Annotated in this window: 14 protein-coding genes; 1 reads left to right on the top strand and 13 read right to left on the bottom strand. The window is 72.0% G+C overall.

The features are described 5' to 3' along the window. Positions 1–6: 6 nt before the first annotated feature. From ACFQ79_RS08665 to ACFQ79_RS08620, 10 genes are all read right to left on the bottom strand, one after another. The gene (locus ACFQ79_RS08665; protein WP_383580360.1) at positions 7–489 is read right to left on the bottom strand and encodes a hypothetical protein; all 483 of its coding nucleotides are present in this window, start codon (positions 487–489) and stop codon (positions 7–9) included. Between the two features lie 120 nt (positions 490–609). Beyond that, entirely contained in the window at positions 610–2934 is a 2325-nt protein-coding gene (locus ACFQ79_RS08660) for a xanthine dehydrogenase family protein molybdopterin-binding subunit (protein ID WP_383580358.1), read from the bottom strand. Continuing rightward, on the bottom strand, positions 2931–4517 hold the full coding sequence (locus ACFQ79_RS08655) for a (2Fe-2S)-binding protein (protein WP_383580355.1): 1587 nt from the start codon (positions 4515–4517) through the stop codon (positions 2931–2933). Before ACFQ79_RS08655 ends, ACFQ79_RS08660 begins: the two co-directional genes overlap by 4 nt. After that, entirely contained in the window at positions 4514–5389 is an 876-nt protein-coding gene (locus ACFQ79_RS08650; RefSeq protein WP_030324484.1) for a xanthine dehydrogenase family protein subunit M, read from the bottom strand. Before ACFQ79_RS08650 ends, ACFQ79_RS08655 begins: the two co-directional genes overlap by 4 nt. Before the next feature lie 225 nt (positions 5390–5614). Continuing rightward, the gene (locus ACFQ79_RS08645) at positions 5615–7294 is read right to left on the bottom strand and encodes a beta-N-acetylhexosaminidase (RefSeq protein WP_383580353.1); all 1680 of its coding nucleotides are present in this window, start codon (positions 7292–7294) and stop codon (positions 5615–5617) included. A 4-nt stretch (positions 7295–7298) separates the two neighbouring features. Then, positions 7299–8147, bottom strand: a complete 849-nt coding sequence (locus ACFQ79_RS08640) for a carbohydrate ABC transporter permease (RefSeq protein ID WP_383580351.1) — start codon at positions 8145–8147, stop codon at positions 7299–7301. Next, complete coding sequence (locus ACFQ79_RS08635) at positions 8144–9106, bottom strand: carbohydrate ABC transporter permease (RefSeq protein WP_383580348.1); 963 nt, start codon at positions 9104–9106, stop codon at positions 8144–8146. The genes ACFQ79_RS08640 and ACFQ79_RS08635 overlap by 4 nt, the downstream gene beginning before the upstream one ends. A gap of 5 nt (positions 9107–9111) precedes the next feature. Continuing rightward, positions 9112–10425, bottom strand: a complete 1314-nt coding sequence (locus tag ACFQ79_RS08630; RefSeq protein WP_383580346.1) for an extracellular solute-binding protein — start codon at positions 10423–10425, stop codon at positions 9112–9114. 339 nt (positions 10426–10764) lie between these two features. Further along, positions 10765–11052 (bottom strand): DUF3039 domain-containing protein, encoded by a 288-nt coding sequence (locus tag ACFQ79_RS08625; RefSeq protein ID WP_015033918.1) that lies wholly within the window; start codon positions 11050–11052, stop codon positions 10765–10767. A gap of 30 nt (positions 11053–11082) precedes the next feature. After that, a complete protein-coding gene (locus tag ACFQ79_RS08620) occupies positions 11083–11643 on the bottom strand; it encodes a YqgE/AlgH family protein (RefSeq protein WP_030324470.1) in 561 nt (186 codons plus the stop codon). 289 nt (positions 11644–11932) lie between these two features. On the opposite strand from ACFQ79_RS08620, the gene murA reads away from it, so the two are divergent. Next, positions 11933–13273, top strand: coding sequence for a UDP-N-acetylglucosamine 1-carboxyvinyltransferase (murA, locus tag ACFQ79_RS08615; protein ID WP_266966371.1), 1341 nt, complete (start codon positions 11933–11935; stop codon positions 13271–13273). A gap of 213 nt (positions 13274–13486) precedes the next feature. Here murA and ACFQ79_RS08610 read toward each other — a convergent pair whose 3' ends face one another. The 3 genes from ACFQ79_RS08610 to ACFQ79_RS08600 all read right to left on the bottom strand — a co-directional run bounded on the left by ACFQ79_RS08610 (position 13487) and on the right by ACFQ79_RS08600 (position 18261). Beyond that, a complete protein-coding gene (locus tag ACFQ79_RS08610) occupies positions 13487–13768 on the bottom strand; it encodes an HU family DNA-binding protein (RefSeq protein WP_017237029.1) in 282 nt (93 codons plus the stop codon). 312 nt (positions 13769–14080) lie between these two features. Further along, complete coding sequence (locus tag ACFQ79_RS08605; protein WP_383580344.1) at positions 14081–15511, bottom strand: NAD-dependent malic enzyme; 1431 nt, start codon at positions 15509–15511, stop codon at positions 14081–14083. A 410-nt stretch (positions 15512–15921) separates the two neighbouring features. Then, entirely contained in the window at positions 15922–18261 is a 2340-nt protein-coding gene (locus tag ACFQ79_RS08600; RefSeq protein WP_383580342.1) for a HelD family protein, read from the bottom strand. Between the last annotated feature and the right edge of the window lie 134 nt (positions 18262–18395).

Genomic DNA, 18395 nt, shown 5'->3' with positions numbered 1-18395 from the left:
CCCGTCCTACTGGAGGGAGCCGTCGTCGCCCCCGGCCGTCTGGCCGGCCCCGGTCTCCGGGGTGGTGCGGCCCGCTTCACGGTCCGCCTTCGTCTTGGCGTCCTCGGTCCGCTGGTGGATGCCGATCATCTGCCGCTTCACGTCGTCGTCCATCTGCTGGAACCCGTCCTTGGACGCGACGACCGCGATGCCAAGGCCCTCCAGGCAGTCCTGCAGCAGGCCGGAGAGCTCCGTCAGCTGCCTGAGGACGGTCTCGTACGAGGTGTGGACGCTGGTCGCCTCACCCCAGGCCGCGCCGCCGCCGCCGAACTTGACGCGCGCCAGCGCGTCGGTCTCCATCTTGTTCCTGCTGGCCTCCGAGGAGGTGAGCATCTCGATCAGACCGTCGATGCTCGTCTTGAACTGCGACATGGACTCCGTGTTGTAAAGCACGGCCTCCGTACTCATGCCGCGCATCCCGTACCCGCCGCCGTCCACGTAGGCTTCCATGCCCGCGCTCCTCCCCCGTCGAACAACCGTCCGCCGTACTGCCAAGTCCAGAAGTCCACTGTAGTCAGGAACGACGACAGTGCGCACCTCCGGGTTGCACAAGCAACGGACATCACAGGGTTACGAATTGGGCACGGCGACCGCTGCCTGAGGGCGGATCGGGAGGCGGTTGACCGGGCGGCCCGTCGCCGCGCGTACCGCTGAGGCCACTGCGGCAGGTGAGGTGACGACCGGGATCGCGCTCGCCGCCTTCGCACCGAACGGCGCGACGACGTCGCGCTCTTCGACGAGTTTCACGATGCGAATGTCCGGGGCGTCCAGGGATGTCGGGAGTGCGTAACCGGTGAAGTCGGGGTGCCGGACCAGGCCCCGGGCGGTGCGGAGGTTCTCCGTGAGGGCCGCGCCGACGCCCTGGGTGACGCCCGCCTCGATGCGGGTGGCGAGCTGGGCGGGGTTGAGGACGCGGCCGACGTCCTGGGCGACGGCCATCTCCACGACGCGTACGGCGCCGAGTTCGATGTCCACGTCGACCACCGCGCGGATCGCGCAGAACGCGAGGCCGACGAACGCGTCGCCCTGGCCCGCCTCGTCCAGCGGCTCCGTCGGGTGCGGGCGGCACTGGGCGGTGGCCCAGAGTTCCTTGCCGTCCATCGCCTCCGTGACGGTCGTCGACAGCACCCCGTCGTACGAGGTGATCTTGCCGTCGGTGATCTGGAGGAGCTCCGTCGACATGCCGAACTGGTGGGCCAGCGGCTGGAGAAGCTGCGTACGGACCATCTTCGCGGCCCGCTCCACCGCCCCGCCGGAGACCCAGGTGTGGCGGCCGTGGGCCGCGGGTCCCGCCGGCGGCTGGTCGGTGTCGACCGGGGCCATGTGGACCTCGTCGATGCCGAGCGTGTCCTGCACGATCTGGCGGGCGAGCGTCGAGAAGCCCGAACCGGTGTCCACGGCCGCGCAGATGACCGTCGCCACCCCGTCCTGGACCCGCACGGTCGCCGTCGACACCTCGTCCGCGCCCTCGGCGCCCAGCATGTGCACCATGCCCAGCGCGTAGCCCACGCCCCGTCGCACCGCGCCCGGTTCGCCCGCGCCCTCGGGGCCGCCGGGCAGCAGCCACTCGCCCTCCGGGGTGTCCTTGGGGAGCGGGGGGAGCGGGAAGTCGCGTACGGCGGAGAGGAGTTCGGCCACCGGGGCCGGGCAGGTCACCGTCTGGCCCGTCGGCAGGATGTCGCCGGTCGACATCACGTTCCGCATGCGCAGCTCCGCCGGGTCCACGCCCAGCTTCACCGCGAGTTTGTCCATCTGCGCCTCGTACGCCGCGCACACCTGCATCGCGCCCTCGCCCCGCACATGGCCGGACGGCGGGTTGTTGGTACGGACGGCCCAGCCCTCGACGAAGGCGTGCGGGACGACGTACGGGCCGCAGGCGAAGGCCACGGCCGCCGCGAGCGACTCCGACGAGGAGTCGGCGTACGCGCCCGCGTCGAGCAGGATCTGCGCCTCCACCTTCACCAGGCGTCCCTCGGCGTCCGCGTGGTGCCGGTAGCGCAGCAGGGTGGGGTGCCGGTGGGCGTGGCCGAGGAAGGACTCCTCGCGCGTGGCGGTGAGCTTGACCGGGCAGCCGGTCCGCAGCGCGAGCAGGCCCAGCGGGATCTGGAAGCCCGGGTCCTCGCGGTCGCCCGTGGCGCCGGGCACGCCCGTCACCACCAGCTTGACCTGCTCGGGCGGAAGGCCGAAGCAGGCGGCGGCCAGGTCCCGGTCGGTGTGCGGGTCGGTCGAGGCGGTGTAGAGCTCCACCCCGCCATCCGGGCGCGGTACGGCAAGGCCGGCCTCCGCGCCGATCGGGGCCGGGTCCTGGCGTCCGATCCGGTACAGGCCCTCGACGACGATCTCGCCCGTCACGTCCGGGTCGCCGAAGCGCAGCGGGATGTGCCGGATCAGGTTCCCGTCGGGGTGCAGCGCCTCGGCGGCGAACGCCTTCTCCGGGTCCGTCACCGGGTCGAGCACCTCGTACTCGACGGCGATCGCGGCGGCCGCGAGCCGGGCCGTGTCGGGGTGGTCGGCGGCGACGGCGGCGATCGCCTCGCCGTGGTGCCGGACCAGGTCGGCGGCGAACACCGGCCGGTCGGCGACCCGCCGGCCGTACGTCGCCGCGCCCGGCACGTCCGCGGCCGTCACCACGGCCCGTACGCCCGCCATGGCGGTGGCGGCGCTCGTGTCGACGGAGACGATGCGCGCGTGCGGGTGCGGGGAGCGCAGGATCGCGGCCCAGAGCAGCCCCTCGGCCCACAGGTCGGAGGCGTACGGGAAGGTGCCCTCGGTCTTCGCCCTCGCCTCGGCCTGCGGAAGCGAGGTGCCGAGGCCGTGCGCGGCCGGCTCCTGGCCCGGGGTCCCGGGGGTGTCCAGGACCGGGATCGTGGGAACGGCGGTGATCGCGTCGCTCACGCCATGCCTCCGTCGTGCGGGTGGGGAATCTGGTGCGGGACCCGGGGCTCTTCGGCGGCCTCGGACGCGGTGGCCGCGGCGCTCGCCTCGCGCTCGGACACGACGTCCTTCACGGCGTCGAGGACGCCCCGGTAGCCGGAGCAGCGGCACAGGTTGCCCGCGAGCGCCTGGCGGGTCTCGAGTTCGGTGGGGGCGTGGTTGCCCTCGAGCAGGTCGTGCACGGTCATGCACATGCCGGGGATGCAGAAGCCGCACTGGACGGGGCCGCACTTGGCCATGGCCCGCTGCACGTCCGAGGGCTCCCCGTCGACCGCGAGGCCCTCGACCGTCCGCACCTCGCTCCCGGCGGCGGTCGCCGCGGGGACCAGGCAGGAGGCGACGAGCCGGCCGTCGACCTGCACGTTGCACGCGCCGCACTCGCCCTGCGAGCAGCCGTCCTTCGCCCCGGCGAGGCCGAGGCGCTCGCGCAGCACGTAGAGCAGCGACTCGCCGATCCAGGAGCCGGTGACGGGCCGGTCGGCGCCGTTGACCCGGAGGGTGTACGAGGTGTGGGGGTGCTCGTCGCTGTCGGTGGAGGCGGCGAGGTTCGCATCGGGTGCGGCGGGTGCGGCGGGTGCGGCCGCGGTGGGCTCGGGGGCGGCGCCCGCCTCCGTGTCCCGACCGGACGGGTCGGAAGCGTCGCCCAGGTCGACCAGGTCGGACGGATGGGACGGATCGGGCGTGTGGGGCGTGTCGGACCCGTCCGGCTCGCCCTCCCGCTCCCGCGCCTCCGCCTCGGCCGGCTCCGCCGTCCCGTGCGCCGGGCTCGCGCCCCGCTCCTCCCCGGCTCCGGACCCGGCGTCGCCGCCGGCGGTGTCCGCCGTGTCCCCCGCGAGCGGTTCCGCGACCGGCTCGGCCGCCGGCTCCCGCTGCAGTGCCCACGGGGCCGGAGCGCCGCCCGGCAGGGTCGCCGGGGCCTCCGCGTACGGCCGGACGGCCGAGGCGGCGAAGTCGCCCGACTCCTCGGCGGAGCCCGCCTCTTCGGCCACCTCGGACATGTCCGGTACGACCGGAATCTCCCACTGGCCCGTGGCGCCGGAGGCGGCGTGCGCCGTCGTCTCCGGCATCTCCGTGAAGCGCCACTCGGCCGTCGCGTGCGGGTCCTGCTCGAAGTGCTCGGCGTATTCCGCGTGCCCGGCCGCGTGCCCGGTCGCGTTCCCGGCCTGGCCCGCGGCGTATCCGGCCCGCTCGTCGGCGTACCCGCCCTGCCCGGCGTATCCGCCCTGCCCGGCCTGTTCGCCGTACCCGCCCTGCTCCGCGTACTCCGTTCCGTCGAAGTACTGCGTCTGCTCCGCCTGCGTCGGCAGGTGGACGTTCCACGTGCCCGTCGCCGACGGGTCGGCGGCCGCCGGGTCGAGCGGCTGCAGCGGGGTGATCATCGGCGGTACGTAGCCGTGGCCGGGCGCCTCCAGGGGGACGCCGTCCAGCATGAAGTCGGGCGGCAGCTGGACGAACGCGGTGGCGTCCCCGTCGTACCCCTCGCTCTGCGGGATCGGCTCCCAGCCGCCGGAGTTCTGCTGCTGACGCTGCTGTTCGTTGCTCACGAGAGTGCCCTCCCCAGTGCCCGTCGGGCGAGTGCGGCGACGGTGCGCCGCAGGTGCAGTACGGCCGGGGGCAACACTTCGTCGCCCGGCGGGTCCGGGATGCAGGCGGCCGCGACGTACTCGCCGAAGGCCGCGAGCGCCTCGGGGGCGAGGCCCCGGTCGTTGTCCCAGTCGACGAGCGAGGCGATCCAGCGCTCGGCCTCCAGCGGGCGCAGCGGCATCGGCGCGACGGCGCCGACCGCGCAGCGCACCCCGCGCCGGGCCGGGTCGAGGACGACGGCGACGGAGGCGGTGGCACGGGCCGGTCCGGTCCGGCCGGTGGCCTTGACGAAGACCTGGGGGGCGTGGAGCAGGGGGACGCGGACGAAGGCGACGAGTTCGCCGGGGGCGAGCAGGTCGCGGCCGGCGAGCAGGTGGGAGACGGGGATCTCACGGCTGCCGAGCGGCCCGAGGACGACCAGGTCGGCCTCCAGGGCGGCGAGGACGGGCAGCGAGTCGCCGGTGGGCGCGGCGGTGACGACGTTGCCGCCGAGGGTGCCCGCGTTGCGGATCTGGGGCGGCCCGGCGGCCCGGGAGGCGGCGGCGAGGGCGGGGATGAGGGCGGCGAAGTCGGGGCGCCCCATGCGCGCGTGGGTGAGGCCCGCGCCGAGCAGCGCGTGTCCGTCCTGGTACTGCCAGCCGCGGATCTCGTTGATGCGGCTCAGACCGACCAGTCCGGCGGGGCGGAGCTGCCCCTTGTTGACGGCCGCCATCAGGTCGGTGCCACCGGCCACGGGGACGGCGGCCGGCATGGCCGTGAGCGCTGCCACGGCCTCGTCGAGTGAGGCGGGCAGCGTCACGGACTGCGCCGTCTGTGGTGCGTGCGTGGTCAACCCGCTGCCCCTTCCCGGTGTCCCGGTGGTCCCCGAATGTGCCCGGCGGTCGCGCCTGCGTGTGGGCGTACCGTACGTGCTCACAGGCCGGACGTGGCAACTCTGGCACATCTTCCGAGCGGTCCGGCGCGAGGGCCCGCGAAGGACTGTTCCGTCCGGGACGCCCCGACGAGTGACGGTAACTTCCGTTTCGCCGCTCTTGGGTGAAGGGGGATGTCGAGTCCCTCACACGATCGGGGGCGTGCCTTCCCGGGGGCGTCCCAGGACCCCTGGGCGCTGCTGCCGGGGGTGGGGTCCGGCGGGCGGGCGGTAGTCCACGCCGAGGGCGTCCAGGCGCACGTAGTGGGTGTGCATCCGGCGGGCGAAGGCCGGGTAGTCGCGCGCCTCCGGCGCGGGCAGCGCCGACCAGGCGACCTCGGCGAAGGCGGCGAGGCGCGGGAAGACCTGGTAGTCGACGCGGGACCGGTTCTCCATCACCTCGGTCCAGACGTTGGCCTGGGTTCCCAGGATGTGGGCGGCGGCCTCCGGCGAGAGGCCCGGCGGGACCGGTTCGAAGCGGTAGACGTCCTCCAGGGTGCGGACGTACCCGATGGGCATCGGTTCGTCCTCGCCGGGCGCCTGACGGTGGTCCAGGTACACGTGCTGCTCGGGGCACATGACGACGTCGTGGCCGGCCTCGGCGGCGGCGATCCCGCCCCCGTAGCCCCGCCAGGACGACACGGCGGCGCCGTCGGCGAGGCCGCCCTCCAGGATCTCGTCCCAGCCGATGAGCCGTCGGCCGCGGGCGGCGAGCCAGCGGTCGAAGTGGCGGATGAACCAGGACTGGAGCGCGTCCTCGTCGGCGAGCCCGAGTTCCCTGATGCGGGCCTGGGCGGCCGGGGAGGCCTTCCACTGCTCCTTGGGGCACTCGTCGCCGCCGACGTGGACGAAGGGTGACGTGGTGGCCGGGAAGAGGTCGAGGACCTCCTCGAAGACGCCCTCGTAGAAGCGCAGGACGGCTTCGGTGGGGGCGAGGACGTTGGGGTTGACGCCCCAGGTGTCCCAGACGGTGAGGGCGGCGGTGTCGACGACGTCGGTGTTGCCGAGCTCGGGGTACGCGGCGATGGCGGCCTGCGAGTGGCCGGGGAGGTCGATCTCGGGGACGACGGTGATGTGCCGCTCGGCGGCGTACGCGACGATCTCGCGGATGTCGTCCTGCGTGTAGTGGCCGCCGTGCGGGGTGTCGTTCCAGAGGGGCGAGGCGCGGTGGCCCCACTTGCTGCGGGCCCGCCAGGAGCCGACCTCGGTGAGCCGGGGGTGGCGCTTGATCTCGATGCGCCAGCCCTGGTCGTCGGTGAGGTGGAAGTGGAAGACGTTGAGCTTGTGGGCGGCGAGCAGGTCGAGGTAGCGCAGGACGTCGTCCTTGGGCATGAAGTGCCGGGAGACGTCGAGCATGAGGCCGCGCCAGCCGAAGCGGGGCCGGTCCTCGACGGTGACGCACGGGAGGTCCCGCGCGCCGCCGCTCACGGGCGCCCTGCGGTAGGCCTCGGGGCCGAGCAGCTGGCGGAGGCTCTGGGCGCCCCAGAACACGCCGGCGGGGCCGCCGCCCTCGATGACGACGGCGGCGTCGGGGTTCTCCGTGGTGAGGCGGTAGCCCTCGGGGCCGTGCTCCCGCTCCACGTCCTCGCTGACGCGCAGCCGGACCGCGTGCGGGCCGGGACCGTCGGCGAACGGCAGTCCGGTGGCGGCGCCGAGGACGGTGCGGAGCCAGCGGGCGGTGGACTCGGTGCCGGGTCCGGCGTCGAGGGTGGTCCGCTCGTCGAGCGGGACGCGGCCCGGGGAGTCCCCGCGCACCTCCTGGAGGAGCGGCGCCGGGATCAGGTCCGTGCCGGGGTACGGGTCGGTGGTCGTCGCGTCGGTGGTCATCGCGTCAGTCCTTCACCGCCCCGCCCAGTCCCGAGACCAGGCGGCGCTGTACGAGTACGAAGAAGACGAGCACCGGGACGGTCATCACGGTCGAGCCGGCCATGATGCCTCCCCAGTCGTTCTCGTCGGGCTTGAAGAAGACGAGCAGGGCCATGGGCAGGGTCGACTGCGAGGTGTCGCTGATGATGAACGACTTCGCGAAGAGGAAGTCGTTCCAGGTGGAGATGAACGAGAAGACGCTGGTGGCGACGAGGCCGGGGAAGACCAGCGGGAAGAGGATCTGCCACAGGAACCGGGTGCGGCTCGCTCCGTCGATCTGGGCCTGCTCCTCCAGGGCCTCGGGGACCGCCTTGACGAAGCCGCGCAGCATCCAGATCGCGAACGGCAGCGAGAAGGCGATGTGCGGGAGGATCAGCGAGCCGAGGGTGTTGAGCTGGCCGGCGTCCCGCATGAGGAAGAACAGCGGGATGGTGAGGGCCTCGACCGGCACCATCTGGGCGACCAGGAACATGATCAGGAGCGTCGTCCGGAACTTGAAGCGGAACCGGGTGACGGCCGTCGCAGCGAGGAAGGCGATCAGCGCGGAGGCGAGGACGACGGTGCCCGCGACGATCAGCGAGTTCAGGAAGTAGCGCCCGAACTCCTGCTGTTCGAAGACGCGCCGGAACGAGTCGAGCGACGGGGAGAGCGTCCACGGCCGGGGCTCGGTGGACTGGATCTCGCCGGCCGGCTTGAAGGCCGAGAGGACCATCCAGTACAGCGGGAAGGCGACGGCGGCCGCGACGAGCAGCGTGACGGCCTCGGCGGCGAGGCGTCCGGGGCGGCGGACGCGGAGGAAGGTCGGGGCGCTCACAGTTCTTCTCCCTGACGTCGCAGCAGGCGCAGGTAGACGAGCGTCACGGCCAGCAGGATCAGCAGCATGACGACGCCGATCGCCGAGCCCAGGCTGTACTGGGACGAGGCGAAGGCCTTCTGGTAGGCGTACACGTTGAGGACGAGGTTCTGGCCGGCGATGCCGCCGCCGTTCGTCATCACGTAGATCTGGGTGAAGACCTTGAAGTCCCAGATGATCGACTGGATCGTGACGACGACCAGGATCGGCCGGAGCACCGGCGCCATGACCGAGCGCCAGATCCGCCACTGCGAGGCGCCGTCGAGGGCGGCGGCCTCCAGGACCTCGGACGGGATGGCCTTGATGCCGGCGTAGACGGTGACCATCACGAACGGGAAGGAGCACCAGACGACTTCGAGGAGGACGAGGGCGAAGGCGCTGTACCGCCCGTACGTCCAGGAGAAGTCGCCGAGCCCGAGCAGCTTGTTGACGGGGCCGAAGTCGGGGTCGAAGAGGAAGACCCAGACCGTGGAGCCGGTGATCGCGGGCGTGGCCCAGGCGCCGAGCGCGGCCATCATCAGGAGGAACCGCGGCAGGGCGCGCACGCGCGTGAGGAGTACGGCGAGGGCGCAGCCGACGGCGAGCGTGGTGACGACGCAGGCGGCGGCGAAGAGGACAGTGGCGAGGAGGACCTGCCAGAACTGGGGGTCGGCGAAGAGGGTCGTGTAGTTGCCGAAGCCCTTGAAGGAGGTCGGTTCGCCGCCGCTGACCTGGGCCTGGGTGTACTCCAGGAAGGAGATCAGGCCGAGCTGGTAGACGGGGTAGACGAGGAGTCCGCCGAGGACGGCGAGGGCGGGCAGCAGGTACAGCCAGGGGGTCCAGGGGCGGTGGCCCCTGGGGCCGCCGCGCCGGGCCGGCCGGGGGGCCGGGGGCGTGGTCGCACCCGGCCGCTTCTCGGCGACGGTGAGCTGGGTCGTCATGCGGCTCAGCCCGCCGGCGCGAAGGCCGCGTCCATCTTCTTCGCGGCGTCGTCGGCCGCCGCCTTGACGTCCTTACGGCCGCTGACGACCTCCTGGAACATCGTGGGCAGGACGAGCGAGGCGTCGATCTGGCCCCAGCCGGGGGACGCCGGGACGAACCTGGTGCCGGCGCCGAGGGTGTCGATGAAGGGCTTCACGAAGGGCTGCCGCTGGGCGGCGGCGGTCCGGACGTCGGTGTACGTGGGGAGGAAGCCCATCGCGTCGAAGAGCCTGCCCTGGGTCTCCTTGCCGGTGAGGGACTTGAGGAGGTCGACGGCGAGGCTGCGGTGGGAGGTGCTCTTGAGGACGCCGATGTTGTTGCCGCCGGCGAAGGCCGGGGCGATGGAGCCGGGGGTGGTGCCGGGCAGCGGGACGACGGCGTACTTGCCCTTGACGGTGCCGGCCTCGACGGCGGCGTGGCTGAAGTCGCCGCCGATGGCCATGGCGGCCTTGCCGGAGGCGAAGGCGGTGACGGTGGCGTTGCCGCCCATCTGGGCGCACTTGGCGGCGGGGCAGTTGTCGTCGCCGAAGAGCGAGGTGTAGGTGCCGATGCCCTTGAGGGCGGCCTCGCTGTTGACGGCGGCCTTGTACGCGTCGCCGTTCGCGGTGGCGAGTTCGCCGCCGGCCGCCCAGACGAAGGGCATGGCGCCGTAGGTGTACGCGCCGCCGACGGCGATGCCGTACAGCTCGGGCTTGGCCTTGCGGATCTTCTTGGCGGTGGAGACGAGTTCGGCCTGGCTCTTGGGGGCGGTGAGGCCGAGCTCCTCGAACACGTCGGTGCGGTAGTAGAGGGCGCGGACGCCGACGAACAGCGGGGCGCCGTAGATCTTTCCGCCGACGGTGACGGACTGCCTGGCGGTGGGGTCGGTGTCCTTGGCCTCGTCCCAGGCGCCGAACTCGGCGCTGATGTCGGCGAGTCCGCCGTCCTTGACGTATCCGGCGGTGTCGGTGTTGCCGTACTCGATGAGGTCGGGGGCCGACTTGGGGTCGTTGAAGGCGGCCTTGACGCGCTGGGCGCGGGTCTCGACGGGTATGTACTCGACCTCGGCCTTCGCGCCCTGGTGCTGCTTCTCGAAGGCGGCGACGGCCTGCGCGACGACCTGCTCCTTGGGCTTGTTGCTCACCTCCTGGAAGAGCCAGACCCGCAGGGTGCCGGTCTTCTCGTCCGTCGTGGCCTTGCCGTCGGACGTCTGGGGCGCGCAGGCCGTGGCGGTCAGGCCGGCCAGCAGGAGTGCGGCGGCCGGGGCGGTGACGCGGGCGGCGACGCGAGGAAGCTTCATGACGGATCCCCTCCGGATGCGTGCGTTGCAACATGCGCAATGCGCGTTTCGTTCTGCACAACACGCGTGAGGTTAGGCGCGCCTCCGGTGACCCGACAAGAGGTCTCGACCACCTCAACCACTCCGTGACCGGCGGAAGCATCCTGCGCAACGGCTCAGCACGCCCGGTGCGCCGCGGTCGTGCACCGGAAAGCGCCGCGGCCGTGCGCCGGAAAGCGGCACGGCGGCGCACCGGAAAGCGGCACGTCCGCGCACCGGAGAACGAGACGGCCCCCGTCACCCGTACCGAAGTACGTGTGACGGGGGCCGTCCCCGACGTTCCGGGCCGTCAGGACACCACTACTTGTCCTTGCCGCCCTTGTCCTTGTCGCCACCGCCGGCGCCCATGGAGTCGTAGATCTCCTTGCACATCGGACAGACCGGGTACTTCTTGGGGTCGCGCCCCGGCACCCAGACCTTTCCGCACAGCGCCACGACGGGGGTGCCGTCGAGGGCGCTCGCCATGATCTTGTCCTTCTGGACGTAATGGGCGTAGCGCTCGTGGTCGCCGTCACCGTGGGACACCTGCGGCGTCGGCTCGACGAGGGTTCCCGTACCTGCCCCGCGCTCGGGCTCGAGAGTGCTCATAAGGGCCAAGGGTACTGAAAGCCGGGGCCCTCAGTTGAGCGAGGGATCGTCCGGGTACGTCGCGATCATCGCGAGCTCGCCGCGCTGCCGCCGGAGCACCTGCCGCCAGAGCGTCTCGGGCTGCGGAGAGGAGACGTCGCCGGGCTCCGACTCGACCACGTACCAGGCTCCGTCGCCGAGCTCGGTCTCCAGCTGGCCGGGGCCCCAGCCCGCGTACCCGGCGAAGATCCGCAGCGAGCCGAGAGCGGGTCCGAGCAGCTCGGGCGGGGTCTCCAGGTCGACCAGGCCGATCGCCCCGTACACCCGCCGCCAGCCGAGCGGCCCCTCGTCACCGGGGATCACGGCGACGCCGAGCGCGGCGTCGAGGGAGACGGGGCCGCCCTGGAAGACCACCCCGGGTTCGCCGGCGAGGCCGGCCCAGGGCGCGAGGATGTCGCCGACGGTCACGGGCGTCGGCCGGTTGAGGACCACACCGAGCGAGCCCTCGTCGTCGTGGTCGAGCAACAGCACGACCGCGCGGTCGAAATTCGGGTCCGCGAGGGCGGGGGTGGCGACGAGCAGCCGTCCTGTGAGCGAGGACACCTCGGTCATGCGACACATGATCCCGCATCTTCGGCGTTCGCGGGGGGTCTCGGGCGGTACGGAGGGGGGCGATGTCCGGAACTCGCCGACCGCCGCAGTTCAGAGGGGACGGGGCGGGCCCGTGACGGTGCCCGGGCGGCACAAGCGGACGGTAACGCTCCGCAAGATCATGAGAACAGAGGGTGTTGTGCCGAATTCATTACATCTGACAGGCCCCCCGAGGCACCCAAGAGAGGTCTCATGGCCCCTTACCCTTTTCACTGGCCACCCGACCGACCCACTCCGGAACGCGAGATTCATGACCGGCACAGACGATGTCCTGCTTGTCCACGGCGGAACCCCGCTGGAGGGCGAGATCCGCGTCCGCGGCGCGAAGAACCTCGTGCCCAAGGCGATGGTCGCCGCCCTGCTCGGCAGCGGCCCCAGCCGCCTGCGCAACGTGCCCGACATCCGTGACGTCCGGGTGGTCCGCGGGCTGCTCCAGCTGCACGGTGTGACGGTCCGTCCGGGCGAGGAGCCCGGCGAGCTCGTCCTCGACCCGACGCACGTCGAGTCGGCGAACGTCGCCGACATCGATGCCCACGCCGGCTCGTCCCGCATCCCGATCCTCTTCTGCGGCCCGCTGCTGCACCGCCTCGGCCACGCCTTCATCCCCGGCCTCGGCGGCTGCGACATCGGCGGCCGGCCCATCGACTTCCACTTCGACGTGCTGCGCCAGTTCGGTGCCACCATCGAGAAGCGGGCGGACGGGCAGTACCTGGAGGCCCCCCAGCGTCTTCGCGGTTGCAAGATCCGGCTGCCGTACCCCTCGGTCGGTTCGACCGAGCAGGTGCTCCTGACGGCGGTGCTCGCCGAGGGCGTCACCGAGCTGTCGAACGCCGCCGTGGAGCCCGAGATCGAGGACCTCATCTGCGTGCTGCAGAAGATGGGCGCGATCATCTCCATGGACACCGACCGGACCATCCGGATCACCGGTGTCGACCGCCTCGACGGCTACACCCACCGGGCGCTCCCGGACCGCCTGGAGGCGGCCTCCTGGGCGTCCGCGGCGCTCGCGACCGAGGGCAACATCTACGTGCGCGGCGCCCAGCAGCGCTCGATGATGACCTTCCTCAACACCTACCGGAAGGTGGGTGGCGCCTTCGAGATCGACGACGAGGGCATCCGCTTCTGGCACCCGGGCGGCTCGCTCAACGCGATCCACCTGGAGACGGACGTGCACCCCGGCTTCCAGACGGACTGGCAGCAGCCGCTGGTCGTGGCCCTGACGCAGGCCTCCGGCCTCTCCATCGTCCACGAGACGGTGTACGAGTCCCGGCTCGGCTTCACCTCCGCGCTCAACCAGATGGGCGCTCACATCCAGCTGTACCGCGAGTGCCTCGGCGGCTCCGACTGCCGCTTCGGCCAGCGCAACTTCCTGCACTCGGCCGTCGTGTCCGGCCCGACGAAGCTCCAGGGCGCCGATCTGGTCATCCCCGACCTGCGCGGCGGCTTCTCGTACCTGATCGCGGCGCTCGCGGCGCAGGGCACCTCCCGGGTGCACGGCATCGAGCTGATCAACCGCGGCTACGAGAACTTCATGGAGAAGCTCGTCGAGCTCGGCGCCAAGGTCGAGCTCCCGGGCAGCGCACTGGTCTGACCGGGCGTAGGCGTCCGACCGGGCGTAGGCGTCCGGGACCGGGCGTAGGCGTCCGACCGGGCGTCCGCGCGCGGGGACCCGCTCCCCGCGCGCGTACACCGGCCTCCGACCGCGTCTACGGGCCTCTGAAGGGCAAACGAAAGGGCGGCCACCCCCTGACAGGGTGGCCGCCCTTTCTGTGCCTCCAGGCTGCCTTACGCGGCCTTGGCGGCCTTACTTGCCCTTGGCGGCTTCCTTGAGCTTCGAGCCCGCGGAGACCTTCACGCTGTAGCCGGCCGGGATGTTGATCGGGTCGCCGGTCTGCGGGTTACGAGCGGTGCGAGCGGCACGGTGGGTGCGCTCGAAGGTCAGGAAGCCGGGGATGGTGACCTTCTCGTCGCCCTTGGCGACGACCTCACCGACGGTCTCGGCGAGAGCGGCCAGCACGGCGTCGGCGTCCTTGCGGGTCACCTCGGCGCGGTCGGCCAGGGCGGCCACCAGCTCACTGCGGTTCATGTTGTTACTCCCGTGTTCTTCTTGCCTGTGAGGCGTGCCACGCGGCGGAAGCCGCGTGATTGGGTACAGCGAAGCCGATGCTGCCAGGGCCTTCGGACAGTCCCCGGACCCGGGTCTAATGACAGACCCTCGCGCCCAAACACGCATCCTGCCCCCACCAGCGGCGGGAACGCCAATCCGGCACCCCCTGGGGTCACACGAAAAGCGCCAGAGCCCCGTGGTGGTGACGTTCTGTCGACTCCGCGAAAACCATGCGGAGCCGAAAAGCCACCCTAAAGGCGGGTTTACGCCTCCGCGAATCGCGACGCGCCGTCAGCGCCCGGTCGCCGCAGGGCTTCCGGCCGCCGCCTTGGCCGCGTTGCGCACGGCTCCGGCGACCGCACCCGCAACCTTGTCGTTGAAGACCGACGGGATGATGTAGTTCGGGTTCAGCTCGTCCTCGGTGACGACGTCGGCGAGGGCCGTGGCGGCCGCCAGCATCATCTCCGTGTTGACGGTACGGGACTGGGCGTCGAGGAGACCGCGGAAGACACCCGGGAAGACCAGCACGTTGTTGATCTGGTTCGGGAAGTCCGAGCGGCCGGTGGCGACGACGGCGGCCGTCTGGCGCGCGGCGGCCGGATCGACCTCCGGGTCGGGGTTCGCGAGCGCGAAGACGATCGCTCCCTCCGCCATCGCGGCGACGTCGTCCGCGCCCAGCAGGTTCGGGGCCGAGACGCCGATGAAGACGTCCGCGCCGACCACGGCCTGCTTGAGAGTGCCGGTGACGCCCTCGGGGTTGGTGTTGTCGGCGATCCAGCGCAGCGGGGTGCCGGGCGCGGCGTCGACGAGGTCCTCGCGGCCCGCGTGCACCACGCCGTGGATGTCGGCGACGACGGCGTGCTTGACGCCCGCGGCGATGAGCAGCTTGAGGATGGCCGTACCGGCGGCGCCCGCACCGGACATGACGACCCGTACGTCGCCGATGCCCTTGTTGACCACGCGGAGCGCGTTGGTCAGGGCGGCGAGGACGACGATGGCGGTGCCGTGCTGGTCGTCGTGGAAGACGGGGATGTCGAGGGCCTCGCGCAGCCGGGCCTCGATCTCGAAGCAGCGGGGCGCGGAGATGTCCTCGAGGTTGATGCCCGCGAAGCCGGGGGCGATGGCCTTGACGATCGCGACGATCTCGTCGGTGTCCTGCGTGTCGAGGCAGATCGGCCAGGCGTCGATGCCGGCGAAGCGCTTGAAGAGGGCGGCCTTGCCCTCCATGACGGGCAGGGAGGCCATCGGGCCGATGTTGCCGAGGCCGAGGACGGCGGAGCCGTCGGTGACGACCGCGACGGAGTTGCGCTTGATGGTGAGGCGGCGGGCGTCCTCGGGGTTCTCGGCGATCGCCATGCACACACGGGCGACGCCCGGGGTGTAGATCATGGAGAGGTCGTCACGGTTGCGGATGGGGTGCTTGGACGCCATCTCGATCTTGCCGCCGAGGTGCATCAGGAACGTACGGTCGGAGACCTTGCCCAGGACGACGCCCTCGATGGTCCGCAGCTGCGCGACGATCTCGTCGGCGTGCGCCGTGGAGGTCGCGGCGATGGTGACGTCGATACGGAGCTTCTCGTGGCCGGAGGCGGTCACGTCGAGGCCGGTGACGGATCCGCCGTGGGACTCCACCGCCGTGGTGAGCTGGGAGACCGCGGTTCCGCTCGCGGGAACCTCCAGCCGGACCGTCATCGAGTACGAGACGCTGGGCGCCGTTGCCATGGCCGAGTTCCTCTGCTTTCCCTGAGCTTCGTTGCTACGCCGCCCCGGCTGGTTGCCCGGCGGCGCCCTCCGATGGTCGCACCTACCTGCCGGTAGCAGGTAATGCGGTCATTTTGTTTTCGGAAAGTAGTTTCCACCATACGAGAAGTGCCCGGGAAACAGAAGAGGTCCCCGTCACCAGGGGTGACAGGGACCTCAACTTCGTACGTACGTCTAAGTGGCACCGACCCGCCATGCTCGCCTCGCGGCAAGTGGTCCCTCTGAGGGACGAAGGTTGGGCCCGGGGGCTTGGATCGAGCCGGTGCCACGACAAGGCTAACAAACCACCCTGGTCGGTGATTCCAGCGCCACAGGTTGACCTGAAATCGGCGTCTCCCGCTCCGTGGAATCAGTCCCTCAGCAGCCGCCCATCAGTCCCTCAGCAGGTCCGGGACCCCCGCCTCGTCCGGCATGTCCGCCGCCGCCGCGACCACCGTGAGCTGCTGCGTCGCGCGGGTCAGGGCCACGTAGAGGACCCGCAGTCCGGCCGGGGACTCGTCCGCGATCTCCGCGGGCGAGACGACGACCGTGGCGTCGTACTCCAGGCCCTTCGCCTCGAGGGAGCCGAGCGCCACCACCCGGTCGCCGAGCTCGGCGAGCCAGCGGGCCGCCTCCTGGCGCCGGTTCATGGCGACGACGACACCGACGGTGCCCTCGACCCGCTCCAGGAGCAGCCGCGCCTCGGACCGAACAGTTTCAGCCAGATCGGGCTTCCCCGCCGTCTCCCCGACCCGTACGAAACGGGGCTCGACGCCCGTCGAGCGGACCGCGCGCGGCGAATCCTTGCCCGGCATGGCGAGGGCGAGCACCTTGGCCGCGAGCTCGGCGATCTCGGCCGGGTTCCGGTAGTTCACGGTCAGCTCGAAGCGGCGCCTCGGCCGGGACCCGAGGGCCTCGTCGCGGGCCGCCGCGGCCTCGTCCGGGTCCGACCAGGAGGACTGCGCCGGGTCGCCGACGACCGTCCAGGTGGCGTGCCGGCCGCGCCGCCCGACCATCCGCCACTGCATGGGCGTGAGGTCCTGCGCCTCGTCGACGATCACGTGCGCGTACTCGGTGCGCTCCGCGGCGAGCCGCTCGGCCCGCTCGCGCTGGGTCTCCTCCCGTACCGGCATGAGCTCCTCCAGGCCCGTGAGCTGGTCGAGCGGGTCGTACTCGCGCTTCTTCCGGGGCCGGGCCGGGGTCCCGACCAGGGTGTGCAGCTCGTCGAGGAGCGCCACGTCGTGCACGGACAGCTCCCTGCGGCGCAGCGAGCGGGCGAGCCGGCGCACCTCGCCCGGGTTGAGGATGCGGCGGGCCCAGCGGCCCAGCCTGCGCTCGTCGGCCATCGCGTCGAGGACCCGGCGCGGGGTGAGTTCGGGCCACCAGGCGTCGAGGAACCCGAGGAAGGAGTCCTCCGTCGACACGTCCTCGTCGAAGGAGGAGCGCAGTTCGGCGGCGAGCTCGGGGTCGCTGTGCCGGCCGACCGCGCCCGACTTGGCGTACAGCGCGTCCAGGAGCAGCCGGCGGGCGCGCGGGCGCAGCAGGTTGACGGGGGCGGTGCCGCCGAGGACGTTGTGCCGGATGCGCCGCAGCTCGTCGGCCTCCAGCTCCAGACGGCGGCCGAAGGCGACGACCCGCAGTCGCGTCGGCGTGCCCGCCGGGACGGGAGCGTCCTCCTCCCCCAGCTCGGGCTGGGTCCTGGGCGGCGGGGTCTCCAGGGCGCCGCGGGCGGCCTTGCGGAGCACGTGGAGCATCCGGGAGGAGCCCTTGATCCGGGCGACGGCCGGGTCGTCGTAGGCGGTGGCCTCGGCACCGTCGACGAGGCTGCCGACCGCGCGGATGGCGACCTGCCCCTCCTCGCCCAGGGAGGGCAGGACCCCCTCGGTGTACGAGACGAGGAGCGGGGTCGGCGAGACGATCAGGATGCCGCCCGCGTACCGCCTGCGGTCCTGGTAGAGCAGGTAGGCGGCCCGGTGCAGGGCCACGGCGGTCTTGCCGGTGCCCGGCCCGCCCTCCACGTACGTGACGGACGCGGCGGGCGCGCGGATGACGAGGTCCTGCTCGGCCTGGATGGAGGACACGATGTCCCGCATGGTGTGGCTGCGGGCCTGCCCGAGGGCGGCCATCAGGGCGCCGTCGCCGATGACGGGCAGCTCGCGCCCGTCCAGGGTGGCCCGGAGCTCGGGACGCATCAGGTCGTCCTCGACACCGAGGACCTGGCGGCCCTTGGAGCGGATGACCCTGCGCCGTACGACCCGGCCCGGATCGACCGGCGTGGACCGGTAGAAGGGCGCGGCGGCGGGTGCGCGCCAGTCGATGACCAGCGGCGCGTAGTCGGAGTCGAGGACGCCGATCCGGCCGATGTGGAGGGTCTCGCCGATCTCGGCGGTGTTGTCGGGCCGTACGGCGTCCTCGGCGGGCTCGACGGAGGTGTAGGCCCCGTCCGGCCCCTTCTTGCCGTCCTTGCCGTACAGCAGATCGATCCGGCCGAAGAGGAAGTCCTCGAACTCGTTGTTGAGCCGGTTGAGGTGGATGCCGGCCCGGAAGACCTGGGCATCGCGCTCGGCGAGCGCGCCGGGCGTGCCGACCTGGCCCCGCTGGGCGGCGTCGTTCATCAGGAACTCCGCCTCGTGGATCTTCTCCTCCAGTCGGCGGTAGACGTGATCCAGATGTTCCTGCTCGACACCGATCTCACGGTCTCTGACCGTGTCCACGGCTTCCTGCGCGGCCACCTAAGGCCCCCTTCTGACGTGCACTGGGCAGCCGTCGAGCGTACGCCACCGGAAGGCACCGTGTCAGGCGAGATCGAGTACGGGGCGGACGGGCCGCCCCGTGAGCGCCCCTCATCGGCAGGGGAGGCTCCCGT

This window comes from Streptomyces sp. NPDC056480, from assembly GCF_042795405.1.
In the GTDB taxonomy this organism is placed as follows: Bacteria; Actinomycetota; Actinomycetes; order Streptomycetales; family Streptomycetaceae; genus Streptomyces.
Note: the sequence above shows the minus strand (reverse complement) of the source record. Positions and strands in the feature narration are given on the sequence as shown.